The 14,711-nt window shown below is 50.0% G+C and carries 14 protein-coding genes; 3 read left to right on the plus strand and 11 right to left on the minus strand.

Annotated features, from left to right (window positions below; translation table 11 throughout):
• Positions 1-56 precede the first annotated feature (56 nt).
• Positions 57-1,088 (minus strand): BMP family lipoprotein, encoded by a 1,032-nt coding sequence (locus PUT07_RS17310; protein WP_274469558.1) that lies wholly within the window; start codon positions 1,086-1,088, stop codon positions 57-59.
• 219 nt (positions 1,089-1,307) lie between these two features.
• Positions 1,308-1,586, minus strand: a complete 279-nt coding sequence (locus tag PUT07_RS17315; RefSeq protein ID WP_274469559.1) for a late competence development ComFB family protein — start codon at positions 1,584-1,586, stop codon at positions 1,308-1,310.
• A 188-nt stretch (positions 1,587-1,774) separates the two neighbouring features.
• Here PUT07_RS17315 and PUT07_RS17320 point away from each other — a divergent pair, with 188 nt between their 5' ends.
• Positions 1,775-2,290 (plus strand): metal-dependent hydrolase, encoded by a 516-nt coding sequence (locus PUT07_RS17320; protein ID WP_274469561.1) that lies wholly within the window; start codon positions 1,775-1,777, stop codon positions 2,288-2,290.
• 190 nt (positions 2,291-2,480) lie between these two features.
• Here the strand turns inward: PUT07_RS17320 and PUT07_RS17325 are convergent, their stop codons facing one another.
• Positions 2,481-4,232, minus strand: a complete 1,752-nt coding sequence (locus tag PUT07_RS17325) for a sensor histidine kinase (protein ID WP_274469562.1) — start codon at positions 4,230-4,232, stop codon at positions 2,481-2,483.
• Positions 4,233-4,445: 213 nt separating this feature from the next.
• On the opposite strand from PUT07_RS17325, the gene PUT07_RS17330 reads away from it, so the two are divergent.
• Positions 4,446-5,222 (plus strand): SDR family NAD(P)-dependent oxidoreductase, encoded by a 777-nt coding sequence (locus PUT07_RS17330; protein WP_274469563.1) that lies wholly within the window; start codon positions 4,446-4,448, stop codon positions 5,220-5,222.
• Positions 5,223-5,272: 50 nt separating this feature from the next.
• Here PUT07_RS17330 and PUT07_RS17335 read toward each other — a convergent pair whose 3' ends face one another.
• A complete protein-coding gene (locus PUT07_RS17335) occupies positions 5,273-7,264 on the minus strand; it encodes a hypothetical protein (RefSeq protein ID WP_274469564.1) in 1,992 nt (663 codons plus the stop codon).
• A 153-nt stretch (positions 7,265-7,417) separates the two neighbouring features.
• Between PUT07_RS17335 and greA the strand changes: the two genes are divergently transcribed.
• Entirely contained in the window at positions 7,418-7,888 is a 471-nt protein-coding gene (gene greA, locus PUT07_RS17340) for a transcription elongation factor GreA (protein ID WP_274469565.1), read from the plus strand.
• Between the two features lie 51 nt (positions 7,889-7,939).
• Here the strand turns inward: greA and murI are convergent, their stop codons facing one another.
• From murI to PUT07_RS17375, 7 genes are all read right to left on the minus strand, one after another.
• The gene (gene murI / locus PUT07_RS17345; RefSeq protein ID WP_274469566.1) at positions 7,940-8,716 is read right to left on the minus strand and encodes a glutamate racemase; all 777 of its coding nucleotides are present in this window, start codon (positions 8,714-8,716) and stop codon (positions 7,940-7,942) included.
• A 31-nt stretch (positions 8,717-8,747) separates the two neighbouring features.
• Positions 8,748-9,518 carry a Cof-type HAD-IIB family hydrolase gene (locus tag PUT07_RS17350; RefSeq protein WP_274469568.1) on the minus strand — a complete coding sequence of 257 codons (771 nt, stop codon included), beginning with the start codon at positions 9,516-9,518 and terminating at the stop codon, positions 8,748-8,750.
• A 126-nt stretch (positions 9,519-9,644) separates the two neighbouring features.
• Positions 9,645-10,175, minus strand: a complete 531-nt coding sequence (locus PUT07_RS17355) for an ATP-dependent Clp protease proteolytic subunit (RefSeq protein WP_274469569.1) — start codon at positions 10,173-10,175, stop codon at positions 9,645-9,647.
• Positions 10,176-10,391: 216 nt separating this feature from the next.
• On the minus strand, positions 10,392-12,410 hold the full coding sequence (locus PUT07_RS17360) for an MASE4 domain-containing protein (RefSeq protein ID WP_274469571.1): 2,019 nt from the start codon (positions 12,408-12,410) through the stop codon (positions 10,392-10,394).
• A 126-nt stretch (positions 12,411-12,536) separates the two neighbouring features.
• A complete protein-coding gene (locus PUT07_RS17365; protein ID WP_274469573.1) occupies positions 12,537-12,854 on the minus strand; it encodes an MGMT family protein in 318 nt (105 codons plus the stop codon).
• A 2-nt stretch (positions 12,855-12,856) separates the two neighbouring features.
• Positions 12,857-13,942, minus strand: a complete 1,086-nt coding sequence (locus PUT07_RS17370; protein WP_274469574.1) for a lactonase family protein — start codon at positions 13,940-13,942, stop codon at positions 12,857-12,859.
• Between the two features lie 67 nt (positions 13,943-14,009).
• Entirely contained in the window at positions 14,010-14,624 is a 615-nt protein-coding gene (locus tag PUT07_RS17375) for a TetR/AcrR family transcriptional regulator (protein ID WP_274469575.1), read from the minus strand.
• Positions 14,625-14,711: the final 87 nt, after the last annotated feature.

The raw sequence follows: 14,711 nt of genomic DNA on the forward strand, positions 1-14,711 counted from the left end.
AAACTGCTTGCGTCTCCGCAAACAGTTTCCAAGGTCCATATGAAATTATCGAATGACTATTTGACCGGATTCTCGACTTTCACTTTACCGGCAACGATATCGTCACGAATCGCTTTCACTTTATTCACGACTTCTTGGCCGACGAATGGGCTCAGTGCGGATTTGCTTTCTTTGGTTACGAATGTAAGACCTACGCCATCTTCTTTCAAACCGTAGTCAACCGAACCGAATTTGAAAGTGCCGTTAACGAAATCCTTCACGGTTTGGTAGGCCACGGCATCCGTACCTTTCAATTGGGAAAGAACGATATGCTGCGGATCCGTAACCGTACGGTCAATATCTTGACCGGATGTGTAGAACCCTTTCTCCTTCGCCGCTTCAAATACGCCAAGATCGCCGACTGCCGATGCCGCTGCAATGAAGTCAGCGCCTTGCGAGAATTGCGTCAGCGCAAGCTCCTTGGCTTTGGCAGGATCCGTGAAGCTGCCGACATAGTTCACAATGAACTTGGCATTCGGATTCGTGGATTTCAAACCTTCTTGGAAACCGACCGTGTATTTCTTAATAAGCGGAATATCAACGGCAGCGACCATGCCGACGACGTTCTTCTTCGTGGCAAGACCGGCCGCAGCACCTAACAGGTAAGCTGCTTCATGCTCGCGGAATACGACGCTGCGAACGTTCGGCAGATCAACGACCGTATCGATAATCGCGAAGGATTTCTTCGGATTCTCGGCGGCAACCTTCTTCAGCGCATCCTCGGACTCGAAGGAGCTTGTAATGATCAGATCGTAGTTATCGGCAACGGCAGCACGCAGATTTTGTTCGATGGCGCTGGCATCGGTCGATTCAACGGTTTTCACGGTAACGCCGAACTCTTGGCCCGCTTTCTTAACGCCTTCATCTTCTTGGGCGAAGAACGGGTTCAAGCCGATTTTCTCCGGTGTAATCAGAATGATTTTCTTGTCCGATTTGGCTGTAGCTGCTTTCGTCGCTTCAGCGCTCGAAGCAGGTGCGTCTGTTTTGGCCGTTGCGCAGCCTGTTAACAGCACAGTGACGGCGAACATGGAAATTAATGCTTTTTTCATCTAATGATCTCTCCCCTGTTATATGTATAAGATTTTATGATTCTTTTTAATATCCTACTAAATAGCTCGGATTTAGTCAAAGGATTTTTTTGAATTCGACATAAAACTCCAAACTTCTTTGCACGAATTGAAGAATCTTGTCGATAAGTATACTATATTATCCGGATTCTATCCATACAAAAAAAGCCGCACTCCGCAGCGGGAGGGCAGCTCTACGTTCTATAAAGATTCCTTTTCGTGATGCTGATGGTCTGCAACAATGTTGGCGGCTTCCATTAACTCGCGCATGACATCGGATTGCAGCTGTGAATTGATGTACATCCCCTTGACGAACAGCGCCCCTTTCTCACTGGACGTGTACCTCGGCGGAATTTTGTTCAAAACCAAGGCGAGCATATCATCCTTGCATTTATGGCAATCGCACTTTAATTCGTAATTTTTCTGAAACTCCTCGAATAAATTGACAACAATCGTCTCCATGGCGTTAAAGACAGGCATCGGAGTTCTCTCCTTCTCTATATCAACTATTTGTCTATTATAACGTATAAACGCATGTATGTGTAATTCAAAAGTAGCGTCTTCCACAATCGCGGCAATATGGTATACTTTGGACTCAAACGCCGTTCGCGCTTCGAATGCTATACAGTTCAAAGTTCAAATTTCATGATGTTTAGGGGTTCGTTACCATGCTGCAAAAAACACACAGTATTGCCGGCTGCATCTCGGCAGAAATCGTATTGGCTTATCAAGAGGTCAGCTTCTTCTCCTGGGACACCGCAGGAGCGCTTCTGCTCGGCTGTCTTGCGGGAACGCTGGCGGACGTCGACAAGCCGGGCTCCACCATGGCCAAGGTGCTGTTCCCGCTCTCCGCGCTGCTGCGGGTATTGAAGGTGCGGCACCGCACGCTGACCCACTCCATCGTATTCATGCTGCTGCTGATGATGGCAACGGTCGCCTTGCCTCCGCTCTACTTCTGGGTATTCATCCTCGCCTATGCGTCTCACCCGCTCATCGACTTGCTGAATGAGCGCGGCATTCAGCTGTTCTGGCCGCTGCCGGCCAAAATTCGCCTGCTTCCCAAGTTTGCGGCCATCGACACAGGCTCCGTGGGTGAGACGATTTTCCGTTGGCTGCTGCTTGTGCTTTCCCTGCTCATTCCGTTTATGGTCTACGTGTTCCCTTACATTCGACCTGCTGCATAGCCGCTTGCGAGTCTTGGGACGCGCACGTAAACGACCAGAGCCGCTATTCCGTTGAAATGCGGCGGCTCAAATAAAACGGACACCGTAGACGCTATTTGACCATTTGCGGGGCGGAAACGAGCCCCGAAGGTCAAATAACGATTTACTGGTGTCCGTTAGCCCCTTCCGTTACCTGGGAAGGGGCTATTTTTCATTGCATCGGAATGGATATTTTGAAACAGATCCATCCGTCTTCGACTGACACTTCGATCGTGCCTTTGTAATGCTCGATCCGCTCTTTCACAACCGACAGCCCCAAGCCTTGATGCTCGCCGCCGCCCTTCGTGCTGTAGCCGATCATGAACATTTGGTTGTAATCCTCCACTTGGAAATCCGGCTGCACCGGGTTCGACACGGAGATGATCACATGATTGGACTCCGACCAACCGTTCACGATCACTTCCCGCTCATCCAACGGGAATTTGTTGACCTCATCGAACGCATTATCAATCAGGTTCCCGATAATTTTCACGATATCCACCGATTTGACCCCAAGGGATAATCCTTCCAAACCGGTGAATTCGTAATGGAAGTCAATCTTGGTACGCATCGCAAGCGTAAACTTGGCTTGAATGAGCGCTGCAATCGCCGGATGACCGATGCGGATAATGTCGTTCACTTCATTAATTTCGGCAAGCAATTCTTTCATATAACGCATCTGGTCTTCCTTCTTGCCATTCGCCAGAAGAGCGTACATCGTCTGTACATGGTTCAAGAAATCGTGCCGCTGGCTGCGAATCGTCGCGAACATCAGATCGACATTTTGAATATACATCTCCTGAGTTGTTTGAACGGCTGTTTCCCGGCTCTTGGTTACGAATCTGAAAACGACATACATGAAGACAACGGAGAACACAGTCAACAGAATGACGAGCAGCAAGAGCTGGACAAGCTGTTTATTCAGAGTCTGCTGAATCGATTGATAGTCGGAGACGATTGTGATCACATAAGGGACTTCCCGCTGCACTTCGGTTAGCTTTTGTTTGACGGGAACATATACGAAAGTCTTCAGGATCGGCTTGCCGTTCCATTGATCGACAACGCTGACAGGCGCATTATTGGCAATCGCTTCATTGTAATGCTTCAGATCTTGATCGCTCTTGATATTATAGGAGCCGAAAAGCAGCGGCCGGTCGTAGACCGAGATGAAGGCCGTGCCGTCGCTGCCTTTGTACTCGATTGGCTTCGTGCCGAACGTTTTCCCGTTGAGTCCGGAAATTTCCAAAATGTCGGGATTCGCAGCGACCGTTTTCTTGACAATCGTATCCGCTCCGACAATCTCTTTGAACCTTTGAATTTTGGCGGCGTTCACGAATACGCAAATGATATAATTCGTCGTACCGTCATAGAAATAGCCGAATTTGGAGACGTTGCTTGAGCCTGAGGCCGGAACCTCGTAAATGCCCGACCAGAAATTCGGCAGCTTCTGTCCCTCGGGAATGGTCACATGATGATTGGTCATTAATTGGTCGAACGCCGTAAACCAATAACCGAAAGGAATGGTGCTTGTAATTTGCAGCTCCTTGGGCTCCGATGACTTGCCTATCATGATATCGTTGCCGTTGCCGTTTCGCTTCATCAATGAAAAGCCGTCAACACCCGCCTGCTTGGCAAGCTGAACCAATTGCTCATTGCTCACATTATCGATATTCGGATCGAGCCTGCTGGCCGCGAACAACGCAACCGAACGGAGGTTCTCGCCAATTAAATCCTCGACGAAGAAAGAGCCTTCCTCCGACTGCTCAATGGACGTTCGAATCTGGTTCGCCGTCGACTCCATCCGCTCCGAAAGCGCTTGCGTTAATAGAGACTTCGTATACCAATAATAAGAAGAGTTATTCGTTACCAAAAGTAAAATGACAATTATAAAAGTAATAGAAATGACTTTGGAGTTGATTCTCATGAAGTTTTCACACTTTCTGTATGGTGTAAAATGGATATTACAACCTTAATAATATGTAATCTGCTTTTTTTCGACATATTCCGAAAAATATCTCCCTTTCAGTAGTATAGTAGGATAAGAAAGTGTTGTCTATCTATTAATGTACAGACAATCGAACCTTTGGTAAGATAGGGAAAAATGGCAACAAACAAGCCGATTGGGAGAATTTAAAATATGACAAAAACTGCACTTATCACCGGAGCTTCCTCCGGCATCGGCGAAGTGTTCGCCAGGCAGCTTGCCCGCCAAGGACACAGACTCATTCTGGTTGCCCGGTCCAAAGCCAAATTGGACAAGCTGGCAGCCGAGCTGTCCGGCACCTACCGGATCGAGGTAGACGTCATTACCGCGGATTTGAGTGAAATGCATGCAGCTCTAACCATCTATGAACGAACGGAACAGCTTGGCGTTCATGTCGATCTCCTGATCAACAATGCAGGGTCTGGACTGAGCGGTGAATTTCTAAGCCATTCTGCGGAGCAATACCTTCAGCAGATTGCGCTGAATATTACAGCGGTCGTCGAGCTGACCCATCTCTATTTGCCGCGTATGGTGGCGAAGGGCGAGGGCACCATTATTAATCTGGCTTCCTTGCTTTCTTTCTTCCCCTTCCCATATTGCTCCGTTTACAGCGCGACCAAAGCTTTCGTGCTTTCTTTCACCGAATCGCTATGGGAGGAATACCGGCATAAAGGCATTAAACTGCTGGCGCTCTGCCCGGGGCCGACAGACACCCCTTTTTTCGATACGGCCAAAGATGTGGAAACGAACAACAAAAGAACGCCGCAGCAGGTCGTCACGACCGCGCTGAAAGCGCTCGAGCGCAATAAAACCTACGTTATCGACGGAAGTGCCAACAAGCTGAACGCGTTCCTTAGCCGCATTCTCTCCAGGAAAGCTATTGTCACCCTGTTCGGCAGCGTCATCCGCAAATCAATGGCGTCCAAATAAAGGCAAGCAGCCCCAATCCGCATACGGGATCGGGGCTGCTTGCCTTTTATTTATTCGACGATCAGGTTGATGCTATTTTTCCAAACGATGCGCTCACCGATGCGGATCACGACGCTGACAGGATGTGTTCCCGCAGCAAACGGTCTGGATGCCTTCAAACTGTACAACGTCACAGAGGATTCCGATTTGGGCTGATTGACAACACCTTGGTTCTCGGCGGTATGCTGGGCTCCTCCGCGGTCGCCATTCACTTCAATCGTCATCTGAAGCGGCAGCTGTCCGTCTTCGTAATCTTCCCGGCTGGTCCAGTCTTCGACGAACGCCTGCAGCTCCAACCTTCCGCTTGCCGCCCGGGACGGCAGCTGATCCAGCTTCACCGAATACACCTTCTCGAATAACGTATATTCGTTGCCGGCAAACACTTGGGTCAACCCCAGTAAGCTCTTGACATCCTTAAGATTCAAATAAAGGTTCTGGCCGATTCGCCGGACCGGCTCCGACAGCGGAACCGAATCCCCCTTGTCGCCTTTCCAATGAACCACCGCGGTGGCTGCGCCTTTCTGCAAATCGATCGCATAGTCGTTTTTGGCCAGCGATAGTCCATCGCTGCCTGCTGCCGAACTCAGTTTGTATTGGAACTTCTCGGCGAGCAGGTTGGCATTCAAGTAGGACTCACCCTTCTCCGTGTAACCGATGCGCTCGCCGGAGTACAGCTGCAAGCCGTCTTGGCCAACCGGCGCTATGCCGAACCCGTTCGTATTCCATTTGGCCAGCTGAACAACCGTTTGTGAGCTTTGATCCCAGATTTGGTCCTGCGACCCGCTCCAGAACGGAATCCAACCCGTCCGGTTATCAACCTGAACCTTCAGCCACATAGAGCCTCCGTTCGGCGGATTCCAAGCTTCCGTCACTTGTACGGTCTGATTACGCAGCAGCAAAGACGTATCGTTAAACTGCACCTCCGGGAAACGCTGAAGCTCCTTGGCGTCTGTAATAGCCAATTTCCATCGAACGGGAACGGCTCCCTCCGGATCTCCAATCAGCTTGTTGATCCATCCTGTCCCCTTGGACGTACGCACATGATACCAAGTGCTGTAGTGCCATAATTCGTAGGGGCCTCTTCCCCCCCACAAGGGTTCGGTTATTTTCTCAAAAGCCGTGACCGTTTCATTCTCCAGAACGGCTTCTTCCTCCTGCAGTCCGCCCCATGCCGTCTTGAACAGCGGTGTTCGCCGCGTAATCTTCAAGGTGTCGTCAGCGCTCAAGATTGGCAAGCCTCTATCGCGCGTCCACGTTGTTCCTTTATCCGTTTGTACTTCGAAAGCACGATCGTAAATCGTGGTGAACTCCCGTACGATCTGGAATTGGCCTCTAGCTGGCTGCGACCAATCCGTTTGCTTCCCCTCCACTCCCATGGCTGTTGCCAGCTCGTTGTTCAGCGGAAGGGCCCCATAATATGCTTTGCGCTGCACGTTCTCTACGGTTCCGATACGACTGACCGGAATATGCGCCCATAGATCGCCAAGCCAAGTCGTATGTATCTTGATCCATGCCTTGCTGTCAGGATCATTCGTATAGAACCATCGTTCTTCCGCCCCTGCGACCTCTACCTCTTGCGGTGCCAGCGCTGTAACCGCTCCGCCCTTCGTGCTTTGGCTGCGGTACAGAGGCGTCTCCTCCAGGAGGACAATTCGCGGCGGCGGTGCTATATCGATTTCCCAAGGCTTCGGCTTAATCCACTTGGGGCCGTACATCGTCTCGATCTTCCATATCGCCTCGCCGATCGACCAGCCGCTCTCGGTCTCCAGCACCTTCACCGTCTGCGGGGCGAACGACCCCTCCGGTTCCACATCCTCTCTTCTTACGTCGGATTGCCCGTAATAAGGCGTATCGGCCAACAACTCGATGGCGGCAGGAAGCCGAAGACCATCCGGTGCATAGCTGCCATAAATAACGTCGGCGCTTGCTGCCTGCAGTACGCTGCCGGCTAAACCTAGCGCAGCTGCGAGCATCGCGAATACGATTTTGCCCTGTTTCATCATTAGCTCCAATCCCTTCCGCATGAAGTTTAAGGAAAAACCTTCCAATCAATAAGACGTCTCACACGCCAAAAAGTTGCTTCGTCCCTTCACTTTACTTGCTCCCTCTACTTTAGTACTATTATCTAATATCGAATACATGAGGAGCTGTAATAAATGTCCAATGACGAGGTCATTCTAACGCCGCAAGGGCTGCGCGACTTGGAGAACGAGCTTGAAGAGCTGAAAACCGTAAAGCGCAAGGAGCTGGCTGCCCGTATCAAAACGGCTATTTCCTACGGAGATTTGAAAGAGAACAGCGAGTACCATTCCGCCAAGGAAGAGCAAGGTTTCATGGAAACCCGCATTCTGACTATCGAAAGAATGCTGAAGAAAGCGCGGGTCGTTACGAATCTCGATAACTCCAAGGTTCAAGTCGGTTCCACCGTCGTTCTTAACGATGTGGAATTTGCCGAGAAAATTGAGTATAAAGTCGTCGGATCCTCCGAAGCCAATGTGAACGAGAACAAAATTTCCTACGAAAGCCCGCTAGGCGTCTCACTGATGGGCAAATCGGTAGGCGATACGATTCTGGTGAATGCTCCGATGGGAGTCATCACATATGAATTGTTGGAAATCCGCGTATAAAATCAAAAAGCATTGTCCATGCAGCTCTGCATGACAATGCTTTTTCTCTTCTTAGGCACCGGTGACGTTGAACAGCTCCAGCGCCCTTCTCATGTTATCCGTATAAACCGGATCCTCCGAGGAGCACATCCATTTCAGGTCTGACCGTCCTGTACCCGTCAGTTCATTGCGGTCACGCAAAATTTGTACGAGCCGGTTCACCGTTCCTGCGCTTCCGTCTACAATTTGTATATGTTCAGGCAGTATTTGTTTTAACACTTTGCGGAAAAATGGAAAATGCGTGCATCCTAGAACGAGAGTACCATAGGTGCTCAAATCAAAGCCTTCCAGGCGGGAATGAAAATAATCGATAATTTGCGGTCCGTCAACCTGTAATTGTTCGCAAAACTCCACCAATTCCGGCATCGGCAGCGAATCCACAGCCCCCATGTCATCTATGCGGGAAACAAGCTCGCGGTATTTGGACTGCTTCAGCGTGAGCGGCGTGGCCAATACGAGTACACGTTTGCCTGTTGAGCGGTTCATCTCGAGTGCAGGCTTGACGGCAGGCTCCATGCCGATAATCGGCATGTCGTAGCTTTTCCTCAACTCGGCGATGGCGATGCTGGTTGCGGTGTTGCAAGCGATGACGAGGGCGCTCACCCCTTCCGAGCAAATCGATTCCACCGCTTTGGTCACAAAGCCGAGGACTTCATCTTTGGTTTTCGTCCCGTAAGGCACATGGAGGGTATCCGCATAATACAGAAAATCTTCATTCGGCAGCTGCTTCATCGCTTCGTGCAGCACGGATATGCCGCCTATTCCTGAGTCAAAAAATGCTATTCTCATGTGTATTCACCCTAATCTTGTTCTATCGCGACTAGAGCAGTCCTGCTGCAACCAGTCCGTTGCGTATGCCGTCTTCATCTACATGCGTGGTAACATGATCGGCGTAAGGCAGTAAATCTTGGTGCGAATTCCCCATGGCAATCCCCATCCCGACATAGGCAAGCATCTCCATATCATTCAACCCGTCGCCGAAGGCAACCGCTTCTTCCGGCTTGAGGCCGACCAGCTCCAGAAGCGCAGCGATCCCTTGAGCTTTGGAGCCGCCTGCAGGCAGCACGTCCATCGCATGCTTGTGCCAGCGAATCAGCTTAAACTCCGATTGAAGCTCCTCGTACAGGTGTTCATCCGTATCTTCGCAGTGGAGGAAAATTTGGTAAATATCGTTCGTTTGCCAGAAGTGCGGATCATAGCCGGGCAAATCCACTTTCAAGGATGAAACGGAGCTTGTTACGAATGGATGATCCTCGGTATCCGTGAAGAACTGGTGCTCGCCTTCAAACACCAAGGAATGCTGGTATTTGGCCGCAAGCTTTACTAGATTTTCAATGCTGCTTTTGGCGATAACGCGCCGGTAAAGCGGCTCGCCCCGGTAAACGGCATAACCGCCGTTCAAACAAACGTACGAATCGATGCCCAGTTGTTCAGCCAGCGGCTTGATGAAATAAGGAGCTCGTCCTGTAGCAATGACCGGCTCGATGCCCTGCTGCTTTAATTGATGAATCGCTGTCACCGTAGAGGCAGGAACTTGCTTCTCCTCGTTCACGAGGGTACCGTCGATATCGAAAAATACAATTTTGTACACAGTCTGGGTCTCCTTTGCTTGCGGAGGCAGCTCATGCTGCCCGCCTTCTCTCTTTCTCTCATTAAACAACAAATAGAGAGAAAAAACAAAGAAAAAGAGAATCCCCTCGGCTTCTCTCCCTGCTTCTTATACGATTTCGTCGATAATTCCATGCGTCAAGGCTTCTTCCGGACTCATGTACCAATTCCGCTGATGCTCCTGAATTTTGAACAGCTCGTCTGGACTCAGCTTCGTTCTGGACAGCAGGAACTCGTCATAGATGTTCTGCAGTCTTTGCGTCTCGTCCACCCGATTCTTCAAATGCTCCAAATTCCCGTCCAAATGCGTGGAAACCGCATGGTACATCAGCGTGCTTAACCTGCCAGCGTATCTTTTGTGGCCGCTTACTGCGATCAATAGGCTCATGCTGGCCGCAAGTCCATACACGTATGTATGAACCGGCGTTTTACTGTTCTCAATGACATTGATCAGTCCTAGTCCGTCGTAGACGCTGCCACCGTTGCTGTTGATGATGACGTCGATCGGGACCCGTTTGAAGTCTTTTTCCTTTTTATCTTTGTCGTCGTCGAACTGATTGATTTTCATAATTTGCTCGACGATGGTTTTCACAGAGCTTTTGTTAATGCCATCGAATAGATACAAGGTGCGGTCATTCATCGAGAAGCCTCCTGTCCGTATGGCCTAGTATTACGATAGTCTATTCCGGGCAGGTGATCTTTGTAACCTTTTTGTTTGTTTTTCCGATTTTTTTGGGCTTGCGGGGATGGTTTAAATTCCTAATACAAATACAAGCATTTTCTCACATCACAAAGTTGTAGTATTACAAACAAGCCTTAAGCGGCAGCAAGTCTGGCTTCCGCTTAAGGCCTGTTTCTACTCTAGGCCATCCGGCATGGATTCCCGGATTTCCGGCAAATGGATCGTAAAGACCGAGCCTTTGCCTAGCTCCGAGTCCACCTTTACGGTGCCTTGATGGGCTTCGACGATTTCTTTGACGATGGAAAGCCCGAGGCCGGTGCCGCCAATTTTCCTGCGATCCGAGTTATCGACCCGATAAAATCGTGTAAACAATTTATCGGTGGCGTCGCGAGGGATGCCCAACCCAAAATCCTGGATTTGGATAGCAACGGCTCCGTCTTCCCTCCCTACAGTCACTGTAATTTTCGGCATACCCGGCGAATATTTGATGGCATTGGAAATGAGATTATGAAACACCTGCTTCAATCGCTCTTCATCCGCGTAGATGAGAGGATTTTCCGCGATAACATTGAGCTCGATCTCATGATTGTCCTTACCCTGCCATTGTTCCACGATTTCACCGAGCAGTAGAGCGGGATTTAACGCTTGAAAATGAAAGGCGTGACGTCCTGAATCCAAACGCTGCAAATCCAGAAAATCGTTAATTAAATTCGACAGCCGCTTGGATTCCTTGTGGATCGTCTCCACATATTTGACTCTCTTATCCTCCGAGACGCTGCGGGTCGCCAAAATTTCTATAAACCCCATAATCGAAGACAGAGGCGTCCGAATTTCGTGGGAGATGATAGAGACGAACTCATTTTTCATCTCATCGGTCCGCTCTTCCTCCGTACGGTCGCGGAATCCGAACAAATGGCCGCGAAGCGTGCCGTCCGCTTCATCCACAATAGGATTGACATAACATTCATAATGTTTGATTTCTCCGGCGGTCGTCTTTCTTAGAATCCTTCTCAGAAAAGGCTGCAAGTCTCTGCACAGATAGGCATCGATGATTTCCACGAATGGGGCACCGGGAACCATCATGTCATGACAATACACTAAGATGTTGTCACCTTGGTGAATCTTTTTCTCAAAGAAAAGCTCAACGCGACGGTTGGCGAAAATGACACGCCCCAGAGGGTCACACATGATAATCGCTTCATGGATGGATTCCAGCATTTGCTCGATGATCGTATTCTGCTCGGCGATCGTTCTCTCGGCCTGCCGGCTTTCAGACAGAAGCGCTTTGTGATTGTTCTCGCTCTCTTGCACTTTGCGGAGGAGCTCGGCCATGTTCAGATACATTTTCGTAAACTCATAAATCATACCGCCTAATACGGCATTCGAGCAGACGAACGTGTTCCATTTGGCCACATACCAACCTAAACTAAACCTGCCGCCGCCGCATATGACGATAAGCACATCCAGCATGGAGGCCAGAATCGCAATGCACAGCCAGGTCGAAGTAACGGTTCTCGCTCTCGTTCTCCAGTAGAACACGAGCAGGGCGATAAAAGTCAGCAGGACGGAGGGAATCCCGAATGTGCTCATAAAATAAGGCGTCAGCTTGCCGTTAACCAGCACGGTAGGCAGGACATTCACATAGGCGGTTGAAACATACGTTGAAGCTGCGATCAGAAGCACCACGCCGATGAATGTAAACCAGCCGAACACTCTCGCTTTGCGCGCGCTGTACCGGATATTGCCTAATCTGGCATCGAGCCACAAGTAAAGCAGAATAGCTAACGGAAGGCCGGTGTGCCAAATCGTATACAGCCAGACGGAAGATTGAGGCCCGGAATGAAATACGCCGTTTTCGGCCAAAACGCGCGGAAAGGCTAGAATATACATCAAGCTCATACCGGCAGAAAACAAATAAGCTGCATATAGGACGAGCACTGCAGGGGCTCGGGAAATTCTGAATTGACTATAGATGATATAAGCCGTAATAAGTTCAAAACAAACGACTGTCGAGAATATCGCCGGTTGGAAAGCCTGTACCTCAGCAAGCTGTATGCGAACCAGAGGAATCGAAATAAGCGAAATCAGGACGACCAGAACCCCGATCAGGAAGGCGAAACGCCGCTGGGCGGGATTAGACTGCATCGTAATTAAATTATACACCGCTGCCGGTGCAGCTCCTTCTTGACTCATGTTACCCCCCGCATTCGCATCGCTATCTCTACATATTTCGACAATTCTTCTGCATTCCCTTCCGTGCATGAAAGAAAGCAGCCTCACCTCTTAGTGTTCCAAGAAATGAGACTGCTTATAATACGCTTATGCATTTTCTTCCATTGCGGCTTGATACTGCTCCAACGAGACCAAGCGGTCTGCGCTAACCCGAACTCCCTCGGCTTGCAGCAAAAAGCTTTGCAGTTCGGCGCCCTCGTCGTCCGCAATGGCAATTTCCCCTTTGGCGTTGACCACCCGGTGCCAAGGCAGCTTATACTTGCTGCCCATGGCATGCAAAATCCGTACCACTTGGCGCGCTCCCCGGGGGCTTCCGGCCAGTCTCGCAATTTGCCCGTAAGTCATGACTTTGCCTTCGGGAATTGAACGGATAATGCCTATAACGCGTTCGGTGAACGGTGTCATCGTTATACATCCGCGAACTTGATGCAAACCGGCTGAGACAATGTCAGTACGCTGCCGGTAGGAACGAGCTTGCCTGTGGCCGCATCTCTCGAGAACGTAACGACATTATCCGAGTCTTTGTTCGCGACAAGCACATGAGCGCCGTCCGGTGAAATCGCGAAATTCCGCGGATGCTTCCCAAGCGTCGGCGCGTGCTCCACCAGGCTTAATCGGCCTGTTGCCTCATCGATCGCATAGACGACGAGGCTGTCATGCCCGCGATTCGAACCGTAGAGGTACTTCCCGTCCGGCGATATGTGGATATCCGCGCAGGCATTGTCCCCCTTGTAGTCATCCGGCAGGGTGGCCATCGTCTGAATTTCCTCCAGGACACCTTGTTCCTCATCGAAGCGAAAGGCCGTTACCGTTGAGCCCAGCTCGTTGATAACATAGCCATATCTATAGGATGGATGGAAAGCAAAATGCCGCGGACCTGAACCCGGTGCGACAGCGACTTCACTATGCGGATGCAGCTTCCGTGCTGCCAAGTCGAGCTTGTACAGCTTGATCCGGTCCAGCCCCAAATCGCAGACGCCGATGTAGGTATTCGTGCGGTCGACGAAAACCGAATGCGCCCGCGGACGGTCTTGCACCGGCAGCACACTTGCACCTTGATGCTGCTGGATGTCGGTGCTCTCGCCGATACGGCCGTCAGGGAGCACCGGGGAGACGCCGACCATACCGCCGTGATAGCTGGACACCATCAGGATGGCATTCGTATGGTCAAGCTGAATATGGCAAGTTGTTGCAGGAAGCGTAATTTCCTTATTCAGCAGTGTTAATTGGCCTGATCCGGGATCAATGTCGTAAGCCGCTGCCGCTCCGCAGCGCTGTCCGCTGGCATCAGTGCCTTCCGACAGGGCATACAGCTTCCAATGCTCCTTATCCACAGCAAGAAACGTCGGATTCTGCAAGCCGTTTACTTCGTGAAGCACTTCCAGTGCGCCGCTTTCTTCCCCATACTGGCAGGCATACACCCCTGGATTGGCGGAATCCGCATATGAGCCTATGAAGGCAAGTGTCTTATGAAGCTTCGTCAACATATCCATCCCCTATCTATCCTTATTTCTATGTGCATTATCTCAAATCCCAATGATTGGAGCAATATGACGTTTGTTAGACGTCCTGCGGTCCAGGTACGGTGCCGATTCCATAAAAAAACAGGTGGACCATCTCTTCAATCAGCCCATCCAGATCACCATGAAGCTCGGCATGCTCCAGCATCATGTCCGCTTGATTGGTCAGCATTTGCATATACATAATGATGGTTGAAGTGGACAGCTTGTCTGTAATTTCGCCATTCTTCTTGCCTTCCTCGATCAGCTGAACGACCAGCGGCATGCCTCTGGCCATATATTCCTCCCGTACGAAACGGGACAACTCCGGATCCTCCCGCCATATATGCTTCATTATCTCGAGTCCGAATGTCCGCGACGACTTCTTCTTCTGAAATACGATATATTCCATTTTCTCCTTCAACGTATGGCTGCCCGCCATGAATTGCTCAAATTCAGTGATCGTTTGCCTAATATAATCGATGAACACTTCACGTACCAGCGCTTCTTTACTGCCGTAATAGTTATAAATCGTCACTTGCGACACGCCTGCTTCTTCGGCAATATCGGCAATTCGCAGCTTTTTCGGATCTGTCGATTGCAGCATACGGAACGTCGTGTTCATAATGATTTCTTTCTTCTGCTGAGCTCTTTTCTCAAAGCCGTTCATGTTCATGCGCATCACCTGTCAATTGGAATAATGAAATTATAACATAAATATATTTCAAAAGTATTGACGAGGGAAATGATCAGGAGTAACATG

The sequence above is a fragment of the Paenibacillus sp. MAHUQ-63 genome (genome assembly GCF_028765165.1).
GTDB lineage: Bacteria > Bacillota > Bacilli > Paenibacillales > NBRC-103111 > Paenibacillus_E.

Excerpts from the sequence above, each read along its gene's own strand:
- PUT07_RS17360 (WP_274469571.1), bottom strand. The coding sequence starts at position 12,410 with ATGAGTCAAGAAGGAGCTGCACCGGCAGCGGTGTATAATTTAATTACG.
- PUT07_RS17325 (WP_274469562.1), bottom strand. The coding sequence starts at position 4,232 with ATGAGAATCAACTCCAAAGTCATTTCTATTACTTTTATAATTGTCATT.
- PUT07_RS17330 (WP_274469563.1), top strand. The coding sequence starts at position 4,446 with ATGACAAAAACTGCACTTATCACCGGAGCTTCCTCCGGCATCGGCGAA.
- PUT07_RS17315 (WP_274469559.1), bottom strand. The coding sequence starts at position 1,586 with ATGCCTGTCTTTAACGCCATGGAGACGATTGTTGTCAATTTATTCGAG.
- PUT07_RS17370 (WP_274469574.1), bottom strand. The coding sequence starts at position 13,942 with ATGGATATGTTGACGAAGCTTCATAAGACACTTGCCTTCATAGGCTCA.
- PUT07_RS17335 (WP_274469564.1), bottom strand. The coding sequence starts at position 7,264 with ATGATGAAACAGGGCAAAATCGTATTCGCGATGCTCGCAGCTGCGCTA.
- PUT07_RS17310 (WP_274469558.1), bottom strand. The coding sequence starts at position 1,088 with ATGAAAAAAGCATTAATTTCCATGTTCGCCGTCACTGTGCTGTTAACA.
- murI (WP_274469566.1), bottom strand. The coding sequence starts at position 8,716 with ATGAGAATAGCATTTTTTGACTCAGGAATAGGCGGCATATCCGTGCTG.
- PUT07_RS17355 (WP_274469569.1), bottom strand. The coding sequence starts at position 10,175 with ATGAATGACCGCACCTTGTATCTATTCGATGGCATTAACAAAAGCTCT.
- PUT07_RS17365 (WP_274469573.1), bottom strand. The coding sequence starts at position 12,854 with ATGACACCGTTCACCGAACGCGTTATAGGCATTATCCGTTCAATTCCC.
- greA (WP_274469565.1), top strand. The coding sequence starts at position 7,418 with ATGTCCAATGACGAGGTCATTCTAACGCCGCAAGGGCTGCGCGACTTG.
- PUT07_RS17320 (WP_274469561.1), top strand. The coding sequence starts at position 1,775 with ATGCTGCAAAAAACACACAGTATTGCCGGCTGCATCTCGGCAGAAATC.
- PUT07_RS17375 (WP_274469575.1), bottom strand. The coding sequence starts at position 14,624 with ATGAACATGAACGGCTTTGAGAAAAGAGCTCAGCAGAAGAAAGAAATC.